Origin of the sequence: Pseudomonas sp. B21-059 (assembly GCF_026016285.1) — a bacterium.
GTDB lineage: Bacteria > Pseudomonadota > Gammaproteobacteria > Pseudomonadales > Pseudomonadaceae > Aquipseudomonas > Aquipseudomonas danubii.
Genome location: NZ_CP087201.1, coordinates 1,284,170 through 1,304,284 on the forward strand (window position 1 = coordinate 1,284,170; position 20,115 = coordinate 1,304,284).

The window sequence follows — 20,115 nt, forward strand, 5'->3', positions numbered from 1 at the left end:
CCGTTTAGTGCTTTGCATCGATTTAGGCGGCTGGAGCCGGCTCGGGGTGTTCCGCAGGTTTTGGCAGTGACGACAGGAACGCCATGATCAGTGCCGCCACATAGGGCAGCGACTGCACCAGAAGCATGGTTACCCAGAAGCGCATGTCGTTGCTGGGCAGCCCCTGTACCAGGAAGATCCCCAGCGCCGCGCCCCACAACAGCAGCATGATGAACAACTCTTCCCGGGCTTCCGAGATGGCTACCCAGAAGCCGTGGTTGTCGGCGTTCTTCGGGGTGCGGAAGAACGGGATGCTGCTGGTGAAGAAGCCGTACAGCACCGCCTTGGCGATGGTGTGGGACAAGGCCAGGCCGGCCAGGGCCGCGCAGAACGCATCCTTGAGGTTGACCCCCACTGCCCGGCGGTAGAGGAAGATGATCTTGCCCACCTTGAACACGAACAGCGCGAGCGGCGGGATCGCGAAGATCAGCAGCGGCGGGTCGACCCGTTGCGGCACGATGATCATCGCCGCCGACCACAGCAGGGCGCCGACGGTGAAGAAAATGTTCATGCCGTCCGCCACCCACGGCAGCCAACCCGCCAGGAAGTGGTAGCGCTGGCCACGGGTCAGTTCGGTGTCCTTGCCACGCAGCAGGCTGGCGGTGTGGCGCTTGATGATCTGGATCGCGCCATAGGCCCAGCGGAAGCGCTGCTTCTTGAAGTCGATGAAGGTGTCGGGCATCAGGCCCTTGCCGTAGCTTTCGTGATGGTAGGCCGCCGACAGGCCTTTCTCGAACACTCGCAGGCCCAGCTCGGCGTCTTCGCAGATGCACCAGTCGGCCCAGCCCAATTCTTCCAGCACCGAACGCCGGGTCATGGTCATGGTGCCGTGCTGGATGATCGCGTCACGGTCGTTGCGGGTGACCATGCCGATATGGAAGAAGCCCTTGTATTCCGCATAGCAGAGCTTCTTGAAGGTACTTTCGTTCTGGTCGCGGTAGTCCTGGGGCGATTGCACGATGGCGATCTTCGGATCGGCGAAGTGCGGCACCATGTGCTTGAGCCAGTTGCGGTCGACGCAGTAGTCGGAGTCGATCACCGCGATCACTTCGGCATCCTTGGCGGTGTGCGGCAGCAGGTAGTTCAGGGCGCCGCCCTTGAAACCGGCCAGGGGCGCGACGTGGAAGAACTTGAAGCGTGGTCCCAGGGTCTCGCAATAGGCCTGCACCGGTTCCCAGACCGCCGGGTCCTTGGTGTTGTTGTCGATGATCAGGACTTCGAAGTCCGGGTAATCGAGGTTGGCCAGGGCGTTGAGGGTCTGTTTGACCATCTCCGGCGGCTCGTTGTAGCAGGGCACGTGGATCGAGACTTTCGGCCGGTAGCTGGAGTCTCCTTCCACCGGCAGGAATTCGCGCCGGCGTTTGCGGACCCACACCGCCTCGGCCAGTTCATGGGCCTCGGTCAGCAGCACGATAAACACCCCCAGCGCGCCGAGGGCCAGCAGGAAGCCCACCGTCAGGCTGAACCAGGTGCTGTATTGCTGGCTGTAGTCGTAGCCGATCCACACCAGCACTGAACCGCAGAGGAAGGCGATGAAGGTCAGGAAGGTGCGGCCGCGCTGGCGCAGGGCCGAGCCGTCGATCATCAGCAGGGTCAGCGACAGCAGCGCCAGCACCACCGAACCGATGGCCAGCACCCGCCATTGCGGGATCGCCACCACAGGGCCTTCGAAGTTGAATTTCTGTTGGCGCGCAGCGTTGAACACGCCCCAGTAGGCGCCTACCGAACCCTCGTCGCTGGCCTTCCACGGTTGGTCGAAGGCTTCGATGACAAAGTAGTTGTAGCCCTGACGATTGAGCTTGTTGACCAGGGTCCGCAGGTAGATCGCCTGGTCCGCGGGGCTGGCGTCAGCGCCACCGCGCATGCGGCCGTTGCTCGGCCAGCCCACCTCGGACAGCAGCAGCGGCTTTTTCGGGAACATCTTCTTCAGGTCCCGGGCGCGGTCGAGGACAAACTGCCCGGCCTTGTCCATCGGGATGAATTCCCAGTAGGGCAGGATGTGCGCGGCGATCAGATCGACGTGTTTGGCCAGTTCTGGGTGTTCTTCCCAGACGTGCCACTGTTCTGAAGTGGTCACCGGAACTTTCACCGCAGCGCGGACCCGGTCGAGAAGCACCGATAACTGGTCGGCGGTGATTTCCTTGCGGAAGATCGCTTCGTTGCCCACCACTACGCGGACGACGCTGCGTGAGCTGTTGGCCAGCTCGATGGCGCGCATGATTTCCCGCTCGTTGCGCTCCAGGTCCGGGCTGATCCAGATCCCCAGGGTCACTCGCAGGCCGAACTCTTCCGCCAGTTTGGGAATATCCTGCAGGCTGCCGTCCACCGAATAGGTACGGATGTTGTCGGTCAGCTTGCTCATGATCTCCAGGTCACGACGCATTTCATCGTCGGACGGGTACTGCTCCTTCTGCGGGAACTGGCCCTGCTGGAAAGGCGAGTAGGAAAAACCGGAGATCTGTTCCGGCCAGTCGGGGGCCGAGACCGGGCGATTGATCAGCGCCCAGAAACCGGTGAACAGCGCGGCAATGGCCAGCACTATCACCAGATTGAGTCCAAATTTACGCGATGACATAGCTATTTCGGGTTCCAAAAGGTGTGGAACGAGGGAAGGGTTGGCAGGCGCCAAACGGCGGGCATCCTACACCGGCCCTCAACTGAGCGTACAGCGCACAGAGGAAAGCCAGACCTTGGGCACTGTAATTGCGTTTAAGTTCTTTACTTGTAGCTGGCGGCTTAAAACTTGTCGCTTCCCAGCTCTATAATGCGCGCCGGTTTTTTAGGTGATGGTCATGAGTACAGAAGATCCACGGTTTGCCGGCGTCGCCCGTTTGTATGGCATTGAAGGCCTGGAGCGGCTGCGGGCGGCCCATGTGGCGATCGTTGGCGTCGGCGGAGTCGGTTCCTGGGCGGCGGAAGCCATCGCCCGTTGCGGGGTCGGGGAGATCTCGCTGTTCGACCTCGACGATGTCTGCGTCAGCAACAGCAACCGTCAGTTGCACGCCCTGGACAGCACCGTGGGCAAGCCCAAGGTCGAGGTCATGGCCGAGCGCCTGCGGGGCATCAACCCAGACTGTAAGGTGCATGCGGTAGCGGATTTCGTCACCCGCGACACCATGGCCGAATACATCACCCCCGACATCGACTGCGTGATTGACTGCATCGACAGCGTGAATGCCAAGGCGGCGCTGATTGCCTGGTGCAAGCGGCGCAAGATCCAGATCATCACCACTGGCGGTGCCGGCGGGCAGATCGACCCGACGCTGATCCAGGTCTGCGACCTGAACCGCACCTTTAATGACCCGTTGGCCTCCAAGGTGCGTTCCACCTTGCGTCGTGACTATGGTTTTTCGCGTACCGTGACCCGGCACTACAGCGTGCCCTGTGTGTTTTCTACTGAGCAACTGCGTTATCCGAAACCCGATGGCAGCATCTGCCTGCAGAAGAGCTTTGTCGGCGACGGGGTCAAGCTCGACTGCGCCGGCGGTTTTGGCGCGGTGATGATGGTGACCGCGACCTTTGGCATGGTGGCGGCGACCAAGGCGGTGGACAAGATCGTTGCCGGCGTACGCCGCCCCTCGGAACGCAGCAAGCCCCTGTAGCCGCTGCCGCAGGCTGCGAGCGGCCCGGCGGGCCGTGGGGCTTGAGGCCGCTAGAGGTCTGGCGGGAGATCGCCAGGCAAGGTCCTGCGGACCTTTTCGCAGCCTCGCAGGCTCGGCAGCGGCTACAGGGCGCCGGCCAGTTCGTTCATGCGTTGCAAGACGGCGTTCAGGCCATTGCTGCGCGACGGCGAGAGCTGGCGCGACAGGCCCAGCTGGTTGAACCAGTCCGCCAGGTCCACTTCCTGCAATTGCTGCACCGTCAGGCCGTTGACCCGGGCCAGCAGCAAGGCCACCAAACCGCGAATCAGCCGTGCGTCGCTGGCGGCGGCAAACTGCCAATGACCATTTTCCAGGGCCGCCACCAGCCAGACCTGGCTTTCACAGCCATGGACTCGATTGGCGTCTACCTTGTCGTCCTCGCTCAGGGGCGGCAGGCGCTCGCCCCATTGCATCAGCAGGCGGGCCCGCTGTTCCCAGCCGGCCGCCCCCTGGAAAACTTCAAGGGCGGCCACGGCGTCCGCCGGCAGGCTCATCGCAGCAACTCCAGGGCCTGATCCAGGGCTTCGAAGAAACGCTCCAAGTCCTCGGAGTCGTTGTACAGCGCCAGGGATACGCGAATCGCCCCGACGAGGCCGAAGCTTTTCATCAGCGGCATGGCGCAATGATGACCGGCCCGCACGGCAATGCCCTGTTCGGTCAGCAGGTGGGCCAGGTCGGCGTTGTGCACGCCGTCCACGACGAAGCTGACCAGGGCCAGTTGCGGCGTGCCCAGCAGGCGGATGCCATTGCGTGCCTGCAAGCCCTGCAGCAGATAGGCATGCAGCGCGGCTTCGTGCGTGGCCACTGCCTGCTGATCCATGCCAGCGAGGTAATCCAGGGTCGCCCCCAGGCCAATGACTCCGGCAATCGGCGGGGTGCCGGCCTCGAATCCCAGGGGCGCCGGGCGAAAGCTGGCGTGCTGGTAGTCGGCGTCCTGGACCATTTCTCCGCCGAACTGCCAATGACGCAGGTGCTTGAGCGCGGCATGACGGCCGAACAGCACGCCGACGCCGTCCGGACCATAAAGTTTATGGCTGGAGAACACATAGAAGTCGCAGCCCAGGGCCTGCACATCGTGACGGCCATGGACCACGCCCTGGGCGCCGTCGATCACCGTCAGTGCGCCCTGGGCATTGGCCATGGCCAGCAGTGGCGTCAAGGGTTGCCAGGCGCCGAGCACATTGGACAACTGGCTCACTGCCAGCAGGCGAGTGCGCGGGCCAATCAGACGGCTTGCCGCATCAATATCGATCAGTCCGTCGGCATCCAGGGGCAGGATCAGCAGCTTGAGGTCGCGACGTTGGGCCAACTGTTGCCAGGGCAGCAGGTTGGCATGGTGTTCAAGGGCGCTGATGACGATCTCATCGCCGCTTTCAAATTGCTGCTCCAGGCCATAAGCCAGGAGATTCAGCGCACTGGTGGCGCCGTGGGTGAAGATGATCTGTCCGCTGTCACCGGCATTCAGCCATTGGCCGACCTTGCGGCGACTGTCCTCGAAGGCCTGGGTGGCATGGGCGCCGGGCAGGTGCTGCGCGCGATGCACATTGGCCGCGCCATTGGCGTAGTAGTGGGCCAGGGCGTCCAGCAGGGCTTGGGGTTTTTGCGTGGTGGCGGCGTTGTCCAGGTACGTCTGGTCCTGGCGATGCAGTGCGGCGATGGCCGGGAAGTCGGCGCGCCAGGGGGAGGGTACAAGCATGGTGGCAGAACTCGTTTGAACAGGCCGGGCGCCGATGATAAGCGCCCGGCCGGTTCCAGTGAAACCGAATCGCTGCTTAGTTGTGAGCGTGCAGCGCTTCGTTCAGCTCGATGGCCGACTTGTGGGTCTTGCACTCCACGGCGCCGGTTTCCGAGTTGCGGCGGAACAGCAGGTCCGGCTGGCCGGCCAGTTCACGGGCCTTGAGCACTTTGACCAACTGGTTGTTTTCGTCCAGCAGCGCCACCTTGGTGCCAGCGGTCACGTACAGACCCGACTCCACGGTGTTGCGGTCGCCCAGGGGAATGCCGATACCGGCATTGGCGCCGATCAGGCAGCCTTCGCCGACCTTGATCACGATGTTGCCGCCACCCGACAGGGTGCCCATGGTGGAGCAGCCACCGCCCAGGTCCGAACCCTTGCCGACGAACACGCCAGCTGATACACGGCCTTCGATCATGCCCGGGCCTTCGGTGCCGGCGTTGAAGTTGACGAAGCCTTCGTGCATCACGGTGGTGCCTTCGCCGATGTAGGCGCCCAGGCGAATCCGCGCGCTGTCAGCGATACGCACGCCGCTCGGCACCACGTAGTCGGTCATTTTCGGGAACTTGTCCACGGAGAACACTTCCAGCAGCTCGCCGCGCAGGCGGGCTTCCAGTTGCCGCTCGGCCAACTCGCCCAGATCGATGGCGCCCTGGCTGGTCCAGGCTACGTTCGGCAGCAGGGGGAACACCCCGGCCAGGCTCAGGCCGTGCGGCTTGACCAAACGGTGGGACAGCAGGTGCAGCTTCAGGTAAGCCTCTGGGGTGGAGGTCAATTGAGCGTCTTCGGCCAGCAGGGTGGCTACCAGCGGCTTGTGGCTTTCGGCCAGGCGGGTCAGCAGGGCAGCCTGGGTGGCGTCGATGCCTTTCAGCGCGTCGGCCATTTGCGCGGCCTGGGCGGTGGTGAAGGTGATGGCCTGGTTGCCTTCGCTGTAGCCGAGGATCGGTGCGACAGCGGCAACGATTTCGGCGGCAGGATTGAGCAGTGGCGATGCGTAGAACACTTCCAGCCAGGCGCCTTGACGATTTTGGGTGCCGACACCGAATGCCAGGCTGAACAGAGTAGTGGACATGCAGTTACCTCTTGCGAAATAGAGTGAGCAGGCTTACTTGAGCGCCGCTGCGTAAAGGTCTGGCTTGAAGCCAATCAGGGTCTTGTCTCCGAGGTCGAGCACCGGGCGCTTGATCATCGAAGGTTGCGCGAGCATCAGTTCAACGGCTTTCGCCTGGTCGAGATCGGCTTTGCTTTCGTCATCGAGTTTGCGAAAGGTCGTGCCCGCGCGGTTCAACACCACCTGCCAGCCGTGCTCGTTGCACCACTGATTCAGGTGCTCACGGTCAATGCCGGAGGTTTTGTAATCATGGAAGTCATAGCTGACAGCGTGTTCATCGAGCCAGGTGCGCGCCTTTTTCATGGTGTCACAGGCTTTGATGCCGAAAAGGTGCAACGTTTTGCTTGAAGCGGTCAAGGAATTGCCCCCTTTGGAGATGCTGGAGATGAAAGGTCACGGATTATGCCACGACCGCAGCGCTTCAGCGTCGGCCTGAAATCGGCTTTGTCGCAGGTTGTTGCATGGCAGGTCATGGGGCTTGCGACTTTTGTGCAGCGGTCAGTACCGAGTTTAAGCGGCTAATATGGCACTTCGTCGGCGATTCTCAGCTGAGATGCGTACGATTTTTCCTGTTGAGCCTTGGATTTTCGCTTTATGCAAACCGCCTATACCGTCCTCATCCTGCTGATGCTGGTGAGTCTTTCGCGACTGGTCGGACGGGTGATTCCGCTGCCCTTGCCTCTGGTACAGATCGCCGCCGGAGCCCTGTTGGCCTGGCCGACCCTGGGTTTGCATGTGGCCCTGGACCCGGAATTGTTCCTTTTCCTGTTCCTGCCGCCGTTGCTGTTTTCCGACGGTTGGCGCATGCCCAAGCGCGAGTTCTGGCGCTTGCGTGGCCCGATCCTGACCTTGGCGGTGGGCCTGGTGTTGTTCACCGTGGTCGGGGCCGGTTATTTCATTCACTGGCTGTTGCCGACTATCCCGTTGCCGGTGGCTTTCGCCCTGGCTGCGGTGCTGTCGCCCACTGACGCCGTCGCGGTGTCGGCCATTTCCCAGAACCGCCTGCCAACCCCGCTGATGCACATGCTCCAGGGCGAGGCCTTGATGAACGATGCCTCGGGCCTGGTGACTTTCAAGTTCGCCCTGGTGGCCGCCGTTACCGGGGTGTTCTCCCTGGCCAATGCCAGCCTGACCTTTGTGTTGGTGGCGGTGGGTGGCTTGGCGGTCGGCGTGGCCCTGAGCTGGCTGGTCGGGCGCCTGCGGGCCTGGATGATCGCCCGCGGCTGGGACGATCCGGCGACCCATGTGGTGTTCATGTTGCTATTGCCCTTCGCGGCTTACGTCCTGGCCGAGCGCCTGGGGGCCTCGGGCATTCTCTCGGCGGTGGCGGCGGGAATGATGCAGAGCTGGCTCGACCTGCTGCCGCGCCAGACCAGCACCCGACTGCTCAATCGCAGTGTCTGGTCGCTGCTGGAGTTCGCCTTCAATGGCCTGATCTTCCTACTGTTGGGGCTGCAATTGCCTGACATCATCAAGGCCGTGGTCAGTCATGAAACTTCACTCTGGCCGACCCTGTTCTACCGCTGCCTGGATGTGCTGGCGATCTTCCTGGTGCTGCTGGTGTTGCGTTTTATCTGGGTGCAGAGCATCTGGCGCCTGTCCGGGCTGCTGCGGCGCTGGCGCGGCAAGGGCGAGCTGACCCTGGTGCCCACGGCGCGCTCCTGCTGGCTGCTGACGGTGGGCGGGGTGCGTGGGGCTGTGACCCTGGCCGGCGTGATGTCGGTGCCCTTGTTCCTGGGCGCCGGGGAGGCCTTCCCCGAACGTGACCTGCTGATCTTTATCGCCGCTGGAGTGATCCTGCTGTCCCTGGTGGCGGCCTGCATTGCCCTGCCGCTGCTGTTGCGCGGTATCGTCAAAAGCCCCGACGACAAACGCCGTGGAGAAGTCCGCGATGCCTGGCGCAAGACCGCCGAGGCGGCGATCCATGCCCTGGAAGCCGAGGAAGTGGCTGAAACCAGTGAGGCCCCCGATGCGGCCCAGGCGGCACTGGCCACCGAGCTCAAGGGCCGTTTGATGGCTGAGTACCGGCATCAGTTGGAGGTCTACAACGATTCCGCGGAGGCTCAGGCCCTGGCATTGCAGATGGACTTGCTGGAACGGCGCCTGCGGCTCAAGGCCCTGCGCGCGCAACGGCTGGAGCTGTACCGCCTGAGCCGGCATCACCAGATCGGTGATGATGTGCTGCGCGAGGTGTTGGCGGACCTGGATTTGAGCGAGGCGAATTTGGGGCAGGTGAAGTGAGCGAATAACGCTTTCGCCGGCAAGCCGGCTCCTACTGGGAGGGTGTAGGAGCCGGCTTGCCGGCGAAGGGGCTCACGCGCGACGCAGAACGAAGTCGCGAATCCGCTCGGCTGCCTCGACACACTCCGCCAGCGGCGCGACCAGCGCCATGCGCACCCGTCCGGCGCCCGGGTTGGTGCCGTCCACATCCCGCGACAGGTAGGAACCCGGAACCACGGTCACGTGCTCCTGCTCGAACAGGTCGCGGCAGAAGGCGGCGTCATCTCCGGCCACGTTGGGCCACAGGTAGAAGCTGCCGTCCGGGCGCTGCACGTCCATTACCGGCGCGAGGATTGTCAGCACCGCGTCGAACTTCTCGCGGTACAGGGCGCGGTTGGCGCGCACGTGCACTTCATCGTTCCAGGCGGCGATGCTGGCCAGTTGGGTCTGCACCGGCATGGCGCAGCCGTGGTAGGTGCGGTACAGCAGGAAACCCTTGAGGATGTCGGCGTCGCCGGCCACGAAGCCGGAGCGCAGGCCCGGCAGGTTGGAGCGCTTGGACAGGCTGTGGAACACCACGCAACGCTTGAAGTCCTTGCGGCCCAGTTCGACGCAGGCGCTGAGCAGCCCCGGCGGCGGGGTCTGTTCGTCGAAGTACAGCTCGCTGTAGCACTCGTCGGCGGCGATCACGAAGTCGTGTTCGTCGGCCAGGGCGATCAGTTTCTTCAGGGTGTCCAGCGGGATCAGCGCGCCGGTGGGGTTGCCCGGGGAGCACAGGAAGAGGATCTGGCAGCGCTGCCAGATCTCGGCCGGTACGGCGTCGAAATCCGGGTTGAAGCCGTTTTCATCCAGGCACGGCAGGTAGTGCGGCTTGGCCCCGGCAAGGAAGGCTGCGCCTTCGTAGATCTGATAGAAGGGGTTGGGGCTGACCACCAGGGCGTCGTCACCGCGGTTGACTACGGTCTGGGTGAAGGCGAACAGGGCTTCACGGGTGCCGTTGACCGGCAGGACGTTGCGCGCCGGGTCGATCCAGCCGGTCGGCACGCCGAAGCGTCGCTCGCACCAACCAGCGATGGCTTCACGCAGGGCCGGTATACCCAGGGTGGTGGGGTACACCGCCATCTGATCGAGGTTGCTGGCCAGGGCTTCGGCGACAAAGCTCGGCGAGCGGTGCTTGGGTTCGCCGATGGACAGGGCGATCGGGCGCTTGTCCGGGTTGGGGGTCACGGTGCCGAGCAGGGCCCGCAGCTTTTCGAACGGGTAGGGCTGCAACTGGTTCAGAGCGTTGTTCATCGGTGCGTTTTCTCACTCAAAGCGGCGGTTCGGACCCTTCAGATGCTCAGGCGGGTCATTTCGATAGTCGGTTCATGGCTGACACTCAACTGTTCGACGATCGCATCCTGCAAGCGGCTGCACAGCTGTGGGTCGGAAAGAGGGTGGTTGTGCGCGTCGGTGATGAAGAACACGTCTTCCACGCGCTCGCCCAAGGTGGCGATCTTGGCGTTTTGCAGCGACAGGTCGAACTCCAGGAAGATCTTGCCGATCCGCGCCAGCAGGCCCGGACGATCCGGGGCGCTGAGTTCCAGCACGGTGACCGGGCGCTGGGCGTCGTTGTGGATGGTCACCTCGGGCTCGAAGGCAAAGTGCTTGAGCTGTCGCGGCACCCGGCGCTGGATGATGGTCGGGTAGTCGTCGGGGTTGCGCAGGGCATCGGTCAGGCCTTTGCGGATCTGCTCGACCCGCTGCGGGTTGTTGCCGATGGACTCGCCGTCGTTGTCCAGGACGATGTAGGTGTCGAGGGTGAACTGGCTGCTGGAGGTGATGATCCGCGCGTCATGGATGTTGAGGTTGAGCTGGTCCATGGCGGCCACGGTCACCGCAAAGAAGTCGTGCTGGTCCGGGGCGTAGATGAAGATTTGGGTGCCACCCTCGAACTCGCGCTGGGTGATTTCCTTGATCAGCACCAGTGGCCCGCCATCGGCCGGCTGCTGGAGGATCGCGTCGCTGTGCCAGGCCACATCGCCAGCGGTGTGACGCAGAAAGTAGTCGTCTCCCAGTTGCGACCAGAGCTGCTCGACCTCGTCCGGATCGGTGCCGTTGCGCACCAGGATATCCAGGGCGGCGCTCTGGGTCTGGCGGATCTGCTCTTCGCGGTCCACCGGGTTTTCCAGGCCGCGGCGCAGGGCGCGCTTGGTCTCGGTGTAGAGCTGGCGCAACAGGCTGGCGCGCCAGGAGTTCCACAGGGTCGGGTTGGTGGCGTAGATGTCGGCGACCGTCAGCACGTAGAGGTAGTCGAGGCGGGTCTGGTCGACCACAGTCTGGGCGAAATCGTGGATCACCTGCGGGTCGGACAGGTCCTTGCGCTGGGCGGTGGTGGACATCACCAGGTGGTTCTGCACCAGCCAGACGATCAGCCGGGTGTCCCATAGAGGCAGTTGGTGGCGCACACAGAAGGCTTCGGCATCCACCGCGCCGATCTCCGAGTGGTCGCCGTGGCGGCCCTTGCCGATGTCGTGATACAGGCCGGCCAGGTAGATCAGTTCGGGCTTGGGCAGCTTGCCCATGAGCTTGCTGGCCAGGGGGAATTTCTCGGAGATCGGCGTGTACTGCATCTTGCGCAGGTGCTTGATCAGATTCAGCGTGTGGGCGTCCACGGTATAGATGTGGAACAGGTCGTGCTGCATCTGTCCAACGATGAAGCCGAATTCCGGCAGGTAGCGTCCAAGGATGCCGTAGCGGTTCATCCGCCGCAGGTTGCGGTGGATGCCGATCTCGCATTTGAACAGCTCGATGAACAGGCTGGTGTTGCGGATGTCGTGACGGAAGTCGTCGTCGATCAGGTGCCGGTGCTCGCGCAGCAGGCGGATGGTGTCGGCGCGTACGCCCTTGATCTCCGGGTGCTGGGCCATCAGCACGAAGATTTCCAGCATGGCGAACGGCGTGCGTTTGAACACGTTGTCGTTGATCGCCTCGATGTAGCCGTCGTGCAGTTGGAAGCGGGCGTTGATCGGCTGTGGCGGGGCTTCGTCCTCGGGGGCGAGGATCACCTCTTCGAAGTGCTGGATGATCAGGTCGCTCAACTGGGCGATGCTCATCACCACCCGGTAGTACTGCTGCATGAAGCTTTCAATCGACTGCTTGACGTCTTCACCGCTGAAACCCAGTAGCTCGGCGATGGAGCGCTGGTGGTCCAGCAGCAGGCGGTCTTCGGCGCGGCCGGCGAGCATGTGCAGGGCGTAGCGGACCTTCCACAGGAACTCCTGGGAGGAGGCCAGCAGGGCGTTTTCGCTTTCCACCAGGAAGCCTTCGCCGGCCAGTGCTCGCAGATTCAGGGTGCCGTACTGGCGGCGGGCGACCCAGAGAATGGTCTGGATATCCCGCAGGCCGCCGGGTGAGCCTTTGACGTTGGGCTCCAGGTTGTATTCGGTGTCGTTGTACTTGTGGTGGCGGGCCTTCTGCTCGGCGTGCTTGGCCAGGAAGAAGTCCTTGCTCGGCCACATATGTGCGGTGCTGGTGACGTCCAGCATGCGCTGGCGCAGGCGCTCGGGGCCGGCGATGGTGCGGCTTTCCATCAGGTTGGTGATGACCGTCAGGTCGGCCCGGGCCTCCTCGGCGCATTCATCCACCGAACGCACGCTTTGCCCGACTTCCAGGCCGATGTCCCAGAGCAGGGTGAGAAAGCGTTCGATGGAGTCGCGAAAGATCTCATGATCGGCGCTGTCCAGGAGGATCAGCAGGTCGATATCGGAATAGGGGTGAAGCTCGCCGCGGCCGTAGCCGCCGACCGCCACCAGGGCGATGTCGGCTTCGTTGCTCCAGGTGAACTGGTCCCAGGCCTTTTGCAGGATGTTATCGATGAACCAGGCGCGGTCCTCGATCAGCCGGCGGATTTCCCGTCCGCTGCGAAAGCGGTTGTCGAGCACTTCCCGTGCCTGACGGATGGCTTTCTTGAAGGCGGCGATGGGGCTGGCCTTCAGTGCCAGTTCCGCCTGGAACTGGCCACGGTCGAAGAGTTCGGGATCCACCTGCGGCATCGATTGGCTTTCCTTTCTATCTATAAGGTCGGGACGCGGCGTTGTGGATCAGGCAGATACCCGGGGGATGGTGTCATCGCTGCGCAGGGTAAAGATCTCGTAGCCGGTTTCGGTCACCAGCAGGGTGTGTTCCCACTGTGCCGAGAGCTTGCGGTCCTTGGTGATGGCGGTCCAACCGTCGCCCAGTACCTTAGTGTCGGCCTTGCCCTGGTTGATCATCGGCTCGATGGTGAAGGTCATGCCGGCCTTGAGTTCCATGCCGGTGCCGGCGCGGCCGTAGTGCAGGATCTGCGGCTCTTCGTGGAACACCTTGCCGATGCCGTGACCACAGAACTCGCGAACCACCGAGAAGCCGTTCTTTTCCGCGTGCTTCTGGATCACTTCGCCGATGTCGCCCAGGCGGCAGCCCGGCTTCACCAGTTCGATGGCCTTGTACATGCATTCCTGGGTGATCTGCGACAGGCGCTCGGCCCAGACTGGCACGGTGCCGACGTGGAACATGCGGCTGGTGTCGCCGTGGTAGCCGTCCTTGATGACGGTGACGTCGATGTTCAGGGTGTCGCCGTCCTTCAGGGGCTTCTCGTTGGGAATACCGTGGCACACCACGTGATTGATCGAGGTGCAGATGGACTTGGGGAAACCCTTGTAGTTCAGCGGGGCCGGGATAGCGCCCTGCACGTTGACGATGTAGTCATGGCAGATGCGGTCCAGTTCTTCGGTGGTGACACCGGGTTTGACATGCTCGGCAATCATTTCCAGGACTTCGGCGGCCAGTTTGCCGGCGACACGCATTTTGGCGATGTCCTCGGGAGTTTTGAGGGTGACGGTCATACAGGCTCTCTTGACGCTCAATGGCGCGATATACACGGAATGGCTTGAAAACCTGCCCCTGCAAGGCTGGAACCGGGATGGAACCGGTGAGGTTTTCGGAAGCCGCAAAGGTGCGATTCTAACAGAGGCTCAGCGTAAATCTGAGGTTCTGCTGGCGCTTGTCTCCATACAATGGTGCATTCTGGGCTGTTTCCAAGGTCAGGGCGAAAACTGCAAGGATCGACGGATGTGAATCCGGGTTCCGTTTTTGACCTTGCTGTGGTATAAAATGCGCCGCTTTCCGGGGATGCCCCGAAAAGCTCAAACCCACACACGTGTCGACACGATGACCTGGGTGCCCTCAGCACATGCTGTTGGTTGGTCATTGGGATACGTGGAGGCCTAACCCGACTTATTAAGGAACTATCATGTCCCAAGTCAACATGCGCGATATGCTGAAGGCCGGTGTGCACTTCGGTCACCAAACCCGTTACTGGAACCCGAAAATGGGTAAGTACATTTTTGGTGCGCGTAACAAGATTCACATCATCAACCTTGAAAAAACCCTGCCAATGTTCAACGAAGCTCTGACTTTCGTAGAGCGTCTGGCCCAGGGCAAAAACAAGATTCTGTTCGTCGGCACCAAGCGTTCCGCTGGCAAGATCGTTGCTGAAGAAGCAGCACGTTGCGGTTCGCCGTACGTCGATCACCGCTGGTTGGGCGGCATGCTGACCAACTACAAAACCATCCGTGCTTCCATCAAGCGTCTGCGTGACCTTGAAGTGCAAGCAGAAGACGGCACCTTCGCCAAGCTGACCAAGAAAGAGGCGCTGATGCGCACTCGCGACCTGGAAAAGCTGGATCGTTCCCTGGGTGGTATCAAGGACATGGGCGGCCTGCCTGACGCACTGTTCGTGATCGACGTTGATCACGAGCGCATCGCGATCACCGAAGCCAACAAGCTGGGCATCCCGGTCATCGGCGTTGTCGATACCAACAGCAGCCCGGAAGGCGTTGACTACATCATCCCAGGCAACGATGACGCCATTCGCGCCATCCAGCTGTACATGGGCTCGATGGCTGACGCTGTGATCCGTGGTCGCAACAACGTTGCTGGCGGCACCGAAGTGTTCGAAGAAGCTGCAGCACCGGCGGCTGAAGCCTGAGTAACTGACGCTTAGCGTTTACTCAGTACGCAAAAAGGGGGCTTGGCCCCCTTTTTGCCAACTCGAAAATCATTTCGTCGTTGCGCCCCGACAGTTTCTGTAATGCGGGGCTGTTATGAAGTGAATTCGGGGCAGCGCCCAAGAATTGAACGCCCGTTCGATCGGGTGGAATGGTTGAAAACCTATCCAAGAGGATTTTGAAAATGGCAGAGATTACTGCAGCGTTGGTCAAAGAACTGCGCGAGCGTACCGGCGAAGGCATGATGGACTGCAAAAAGGCCTTGACCAAGGCCGGCGGCGACATCGAAAAAGCCATTGATGACATGCGTGCTTCCGGCGCCATCAAGGCTGCCAAGAAAGCAGGCAACGTGGCTGCTGAAGGCGCTATCGCCATCAAGGACGACGGTAAAGCCGCTGTCCTGCTGGAAGTGAACTCGCAGACCGACTTCCTGGCTCTGCAGGACGACTTCAAGGCATTCGTTGCTGCCAGCGTTGAAAAAGCGTTCGCTGACAAACTGACCGACGCCGCTCCACTGATCGAAGCTCAAGAAGCTGACCGTCTGATCCTGGTGGGCAAGACCGGTGAGAACGTCAACATCCGTCGTCTGGCTCGCGTTGAAGGTGACGTGGTCGGTACTTACCTGCACGGTAACAAGATCGGTGTTGCGGTTGTCCTGAAGGGCGGCTCCGTTGAGCTGGCCAAAGACATCGCCATGCACGTAGCGGCAAGCAACCCTGAGTTCCTGCTGCCTTCGCAGGTTTCTGCCGAAGCCATCGAGCGCGAAAAAGCTGTGTTCCTGCAGCTGAACGAAGACAAGATGAAAGGCAAGCCGGCCGAAATCGTCGAGAAAATGATCGCTGGCCGTATCAGCAAGTTCCTGGCTGAAGCCAGCCTGGTTGAGCAAGCGTTCGTCAAGGATCCAGAAGTCACCGTAGGTGCTCTGGCCAAGAAAGGCGGCGCTGAAATCGTTTCCTTCACCCGTTTCGCAGTAGGTGAAGGCATCGAGAAGAAAGAAGACAACTTCGCTGAAGAAGTTGCTGCACAACTGGCTGCTGCCAAGCAACAGTAAGACGGTTTTTCAACTGTCGCCCAGAAGAGGCTGCCCGCTCACGCGCGCAGCCTCTTTTCAAATGGGCAGGGCAATTTTGTTGCTTTACCTCGGAACCGGTTTACAAAGTCGTGTTCTGATGGCGCTGTGACAGCGTCAAGCTAGAGTGAACGCAGGCTGCAAACAGCCCGCAAAGAATTTTTAAAATACGCCGCAGGAGAGATTCGCAATGGCTCAGCAGGGCAGTGGTTATCAAGCTCGCTATAAACGCATTCTACTCAAGCTTAGCGGCGAGGCCCTGATGGGCTCGGAAGAGTTCGGGATCGACCCCAAGGTGCTGGACCGCATGGCGCTGGAAGTCGGCCAACTGGTTGGCATCGGTGTCCAGGTAGGTTTGGTGATCGGTGGTGGCAACCTGTTCCGTGGCGCCGCCTTGAGCGCTGCCGGGATGGATCGGGTCACAGGCGACCACATGGGCATGCTGGCCACTGTGATGAACGCCCTGGCCATGCGCGACGCGCTGGAACGTGCGAATATCTCGGCCATCGTGATGTCCGCTATTTCCATGGTGGGTGTGACCGATCACTATGATCGTCGCAAGGCCATGCGCCACCTGAACTCCAAAGAAGTGGTGATTTTCGCGGCCGGTACCGGCAACCCGTTCTTCACTACCGACTCCGCAGCCTGTCTGCGCGCCATCGAGATCGATGCCGATGTCGTGCTCAAGGCAACCAAGGTCGACGGTGTTTACACTGCAGACCCGTTCAAAGACCCGCATGCCGAGAAGTTCGATCATCTGACTTACGATGAAGTGCTGGATCGCAAGCTGGGAGTGATGGACCTGACGGCCATTTGCCTGTGCCGCGACCACAAGATGCCGCTGCGGGTATTCAACATGAACAAGCCCGGCGCCCTGCTGAATATCGTGCATGGTGGCGCTGAAGGAACCCTGATCGAGGAAGGCGAGCAATGATCAACGAAATCAAGAAAGACGCTCAAGAGCGCATGAAGAAAACCCTGGAGTCTCTGGCGCATGCATTCGGCCAGATCCGCACCGGCAAGGCGCACCCCAGCATTCTGGGCAGCGTGATGGTGCCTTACTACGGTACCGACACGCCGTTGAGCGGCGTTGCCAACGTGACCGTGAAGGACTCCCAGACCCTGCAGGTCGTGCCGTTCGAGCGCAACATGCTCGGAGCCATCGACAAGGCCATTGGCAGTGCCGGTCTTAACCTCAATCCGACCAACCTGGGCGAGCTGCTGCTGATCAAGATGGCGCCGCTGACCGAGGAAACCCGCAAGGGCTTCACCAAGCAGGCGCGTGCCGCCGCCGAGGATGCGCGGGTTGCTGTGCGCAACATTCGCCGCGATGCCTTGGGCGAGTTGAAGAAGCTGACCAAGGACAAGGAAATCAGCGAAGACGAAGAGCGTCGTGGCAGCGCCGAAATCGACAAGTTGATCAAGGACTTTGAAGCTCAGATCGCCAAGGCGACTGAGGAAAAAGAAAAGGACTTGATGGCCGTATAAGGGTCAGGCGTTTTCATGGAAAAGACCAAGCAGTCCGTGTTGTCCTCGGTGCCGCGCCATGTGGCGATCATCATGGACGGTAATAACCGCTGGGCAAAAAAAACGCTTTATGCCGGGTGTTGCCGGGCATAAAGCGGGCGTTGACGCGGTACGTGCAGTGATCGAAGTGTGCGCTGAGGCCAAGGTTGAAGTCCTGACCCTGTTTGCCTTTTCCAGTGAAAACTGGCAGCGCCCGGCCGACGAAGTCAGTGCCTTGATGGATCTGTTCTTCAAGGCGCTGCGGCGTGAGGCCAAGCGTCTTAACGAGAACAACATCAGTCTGCGGATCATTGGCGACCGTTCGCGTTTCCATCCCGAGTTGCAGGCGGCGATGCGCGAGGCGGAAGCGATTACCGCGGGCAGTGATCGTTTCATTCTGCAGATCGCTGCCAACTACGGCGGTCAATGGGATATCGCCCAGGCTGCCCAGCGCCTGGCGCGTGAGGTTCAGGCCGGTCATCTACGACCCGAGGACATCACTCCGGGCCTGTTGCAGACCTGTCTGGCAACCGGCGACTTGCCGTTGCCGGACCTCTGCATCCGCACCGGTGGCGAGCATCGCATCAGTAATTTCCTGCTGTGGCAGCTGGCCTATGCCGAGCTGTATTTCTCCGACCTGTTCTGGCCGGACTTCAAACACGAAGCCATGCGCAACGCGCTGGCCGATTACGCATCTCGACAGCGGCGCTTCGGTAAAACGAGCGAGCAGGTCGAGGCTGGAGCCCGGGTTTAATGCTTAAACAACGAATCATTACTGCGCTGATCCTGCTGCCGATCGCCTTATGCGGGTTTTTCCTGCTCGAAGGTTCAGGGTTTGCCCTGTTCATCGGTTTGGTGGTGAGCCTGGGGGCCTGGGAGTGGGCGCGTCTGGCGGGTTTCGAGGCGCAGCCGGCTCGGGTGGCTTACGCGCTGGTAGTGGCGGCGCTGCTGTTCTTGATGCATCTGGTCCCGGGTGTTGCGCCTTGGGTGCTGGGTGCCGCGGTGTTGTGGTGGGGGTTGGCGACTTTCCTGGTGCTGACCTATCCGCGCACCAGTGAGCAATGGTCCGGGGCGGCCCCCAAGCTGCTGATCGGTCTATTGATCCTGTTGCCGGCCTGGCAGGGCTTGGTGTTCATCAAGCAGCTGCCGCTGGGCAACTGGTTGATCATGGCGGTAATGGTGCTGGTTTGGGGGGCAGACATCGGTGCCTACTTCTCCGGCAAGGCCTTCGGCAAGCGCAAGCTGGCGCCACAGGTGAGTCCTGGCAAGAGCTGGGAGGGCGTCTATGGCGGCCTGGCATTGAGCCTGGTGATCACGGCAGTGGTCGGGCTGGTGCGTGATTGGTCCTTCGGACAGATCCTGTTGGGGCTGTTGGGTGCGGCCATTGTGGTCTTCATTTCGGTGGTCGGTGACCTGACCGAGAGCATGTTCAAGCGTCAGTCCGGCATCAAGGACAGCAGTAATCTGTTGCCGGGGCACGGCGGTGTGCTCGATCGGATCGACAGTCTGACGGCGGCGATTCCCGTGTTTGCGGTGCTGCTGTGGATGGCTGCGCTGTGAGTCGTGTGCAACAGATCACGGTTCTGGGGGCTACGGGCTCCATTGGCCTGAGTACGCTGGATGTGATTGCTCGTCATCCGGATCGCTATCAGGTGTTTGCCCTTAGCGGGTTCAGCCGTCTGGCCGAGTTGCTGGCGTTGTGCGTACGCCATGTGCCGCGTTTTGCCGTGGTGCCTGAGGTCGCTGCGGCGAGGACTTTGCAGGACGATCTGCGAGCCGCTGGCCTGTCGACTCGGGTGCTGGTGGGGGAGCAGGGGTTGTGTGAAGTCGCCTCGGCGCCTGAAGTCGATGCGGTGATGGCGGCTATTGTCGGGGCGGCGGGCCTGCGTCCGACCCTCGCGGCGGTGGAGGCCGGCAAAAAGATCCTCCTGGCCAATAAAGAAGCGCTGGTGATGTCCGGCGCACTGTTCATGCAGGCGGTAGGCAAGAGTGGCTCGTTGCTGCTGCCTATCGACAGTGAGCACAACGCGATTTTCCAATGCATGCCTGGGGATTTTTCTCGGGGCTTGAGTCAGGTCGGGGTGCGACGGATTCTGTTGACCGCTTCGGGCGGTCCATTCCGTCAGACGCCTCTGGCCGAGCTCGAACATGTTTCGCCGGAACAGGCCTGTGCCCATCCGAACTGGTCCATGGGGCGCAAGATCTCCGTGGATTCGGCGAGCATGATGAACAAGGGGTTGGAGTTGATCGAGGCCTGCTGGCTGTTCGATGCCAAGCCTTCCCAGGTCGAGGTGGTGGTGCATCCACAGAGCGTGATCCATTCCCTGGTGGATTATGTCGACGGCTCGGTGCTTGCCCAGTTGGGCAATCCGGATATGCGCACGCCTATCGCCAACGCCCTGGCCTGGCCGGAGCGTATCGACTCCGGTGTAGCCCCGTTGGATCTGTTCGCGATCGCCCGTCTGGACTTCCAGGCACCCGACGAGCAGCGGTTCCCTTGCCTGCGTCTGGCGCGTCAAGCTGCCGAGGCGGGGGGCAGCGCTCCGGCGATGCTCAATGCGGCCAATGAAGTGGCTGTTTCGGCCTTTCTTGATCGGCGCATCCGTTACCCGGAGATCGCGAGTATCATCGAAGAAGTTTTGGTCCTTGAGCCTGTAGTTGCAGTCAATGAGCTCGATGCAGTGTTTGCGGCGGATGCCAAGGCCCGAAGCCTGGCAGAACAATGGTTGCAGCGTAACGGGCGATAGGATTTGCGACCGGGCGAG

The 20,115-nt window shown here is 61.6% G+C and carries 16 protein-coding genes and 1 pseudogene; 9 read left to right on the forward strand and 8 right to left on the reverse strand.

What is annotated here, in order from left to right; translation table 11 throughout:
* Positions 1-22: 22 nt before the first annotated feature.
* The gene (locus LOY69_RS05725) at positions 23-2,614 is read right to left on the reverse strand and encodes a glycosyltransferase (RefSeq protein WP_110596474.1); all 2,592 of its coding nucleotides are present in this window, start codon (positions 2,612-2,614) and stop codon (positions 23-25) included.
* 217 nt (positions 2,615-2,831) lie between these two features.
* On the opposite strand from LOY69_RS05725, the gene tcdA reads away from it, so the two are divergent.
* Positions 2,832-3,641 (forward strand): tRNA cyclic N6-threonylcarbamoyladenosine(37) synthase TcdA, encoded by an 810-nt coding sequence (gene tcdA / locus LOY69_RS05730; protein WP_372851759.1) that lies wholly within the window; start codon positions 2,832-2,834, stop codon positions 3,639-3,641.
* A gap of 122 nt (positions 3,642-3,763) precedes the next feature.
* Here the strand turns inward: tcdA and LOY69_RS05735 are convergent, their stop codons facing one another.
* From LOY69_RS05735 to LOY69_RS05750, 4 genes are all read right to left on the reverse strand, one after another.
* The gene (locus LOY69_RS05735; protein WP_102878545.1) at positions 3,764-4,174 is read right to left on the reverse strand and encodes a SufE family protein; all 411 of its coding nucleotides are present in this window, start codon (positions 4,172-4,174) and stop codon (positions 3,764-3,766) included.
* A complete protein-coding gene (locus LOY69_RS05740; protein WP_265074239.1) occupies positions 4,171-5,376 on the reverse strand; it encodes an aminotransferase class V-fold PLP-dependent enzyme in 1,206 nt (401 codons plus the stop codon). Before LOY69_RS05740 ends, LOY69_RS05735 begins: the two co-directional genes overlap by 4 nt.
* Before the next feature lie 76 nt (positions 5,377-5,452).
* A complete protein-coding gene (dapD, locus tag LOY69_RS05745; protein WP_102861358.1) occupies positions 5,453-6,487 on the reverse strand; it encodes a 2,3,4,5-tetrahydropyridine-2,6-dicarboxylate N-succinyltransferase in 1,035 nt (344 codons plus the stop codon).
* Positions 6,488-6,520: 33 nt separating this feature from the next.
* The gene (locus tag LOY69_RS05750; protein WP_102861359.1) at positions 6,521-6,883 is read right to left on the reverse strand and encodes an ArsC family reductase; all 363 of its coding nucleotides are present in this window, start codon (positions 6,881-6,883) and stop codon (positions 6,521-6,523) included.
* Between the two features lie 237 nt (positions 6,884-7,120).
* Between LOY69_RS05750 and LOY69_RS05755 the strand changes: the two genes are divergently transcribed.
* Positions 7,121-8,767: a Na+/H+ antiporter gene (locus LOY69_RS05755; protein WP_102861360.1), complete on the forward strand. Its 1,647-nt coding sequence runs from the start codon at positions 7,121-7,123 to the stop codon at positions 8,765-8,767.
* 72 nt (positions 8,768-8,839) lie between these two features.
* Here the strand turns inward: LOY69_RS05755 and dapC are convergent, their stop codons facing one another.
* The 3 genes from dapC to map are packed head-to-tail and all read right to left on the reverse strand — an operon-like array spanning position 8,840 to position 13,611.
* Positions 8,840-10,039, reverse strand: a complete 1,200-nt coding sequence (gene dapC, locus LOY69_RS05760; protein WP_265074240.1) for a succinyldiaminopimelate transaminase — start codon at positions 10,037-10,039, stop codon at positions 8,840-8,842.
* A 38-nt stretch (positions 10,040-10,077) separates the two neighbouring features.
* On the reverse strand, positions 10,078-12,780 hold the full coding sequence (locus tag LOY69_RS05765; RefSeq protein WP_123393597.1) for a [protein-PII] uridylyltransferase: 2,703 nt from the start codon (positions 12,778-12,780) through the stop codon (positions 10,078-10,080).
* A gap of 48 nt (positions 12,781-12,828) precedes the next feature.
* Positions 12,829-13,611, reverse strand: a complete 783-nt coding sequence (gene map, locus LOY69_RS05770) for a type I methionyl aminopeptidase (protein WP_102861366.1) — start codon at positions 13,609-13,611, stop codon at positions 12,829-12,831.
* 407 nt (positions 13,612-14,018) lie between these two features.
* Between map and rpsB the strand changes: the two genes are divergently transcribed.
* The 7 genes and pseudogenes from rpsB (at position 14,019) to ispC (ending at position 20,097) form a co-directional block, all read left to right on the forward strand.
* Positions 14,019-14,756, forward strand: coding sequence for a 30S ribosomal protein S2 (gene rpsB / locus LOY69_RS05775; RefSeq protein WP_011059524.1), 738 nt, complete (start codon positions 14,019-14,021; stop codon positions 14,754-14,756).
* A 203-nt stretch (positions 14,757-14,959) separates the two neighbouring features.
* Positions 14,960-15,826: a translation elongation factor Ts gene (gene tsf, locus LOY69_RS05780; RefSeq protein ID WP_016962579.1), complete on the forward strand. Its 867-nt coding sequence runs from the start codon at positions 14,960-14,962 to the stop codon at positions 15,824-15,826.
* A 208-nt stretch (positions 15,827-16,034) separates the two neighbouring features.
* Entirely contained in the window at positions 16,035-16,778 is a 744-nt protein-coding gene (gene pyrH, locus LOY69_RS05785; protein WP_011059526.1) for a UMP kinase, read from the forward strand.
* Positions 16,775-17,332, forward strand: coding sequence for a ribosome recycling factor (gene frr / locus LOY69_RS05790; RefSeq protein ID WP_102861367.1), 558 nt, complete (start codon positions 16,775-16,777; stop codon positions 17,330-17,332). Before pyrH ends, frr begins: the two co-directional genes overlap by 4 nt.
* 15 nt (positions 17,333-17,347) lie before the next feature.
* A pseudogene (gene uppS, locus LOY69_RS05795) lies at positions 17,348-18,104 on the forward strand (polyprenyl diphosphate synthase).
* Entirely contained in the window at positions 18,104-18,910 is an 807-nt protein-coding gene (locus tag LOY69_RS05800) for a phosphatidate cytidylyltransferase (protein ID WP_102878549.1), read from the forward strand. Before uppS ends, LOY69_RS05800 begins: the two are co-directional and overlap by 1 nt.
* Positions 18,907-20,097, forward strand: coding sequence for a 1-deoxy-D-xylulose-5-phosphate reductoisomerase (gene ispC, locus LOY69_RS05805; protein WP_265074241.1), 1,191 nt, complete (start codon positions 18,907-18,909; stop codon positions 20,095-20,097). Before LOY69_RS05800 ends, ispC begins: the two co-directional genes overlap by 4 nt.
* Positions 20,098-20,115: the final 18 nt, after the last annotated feature.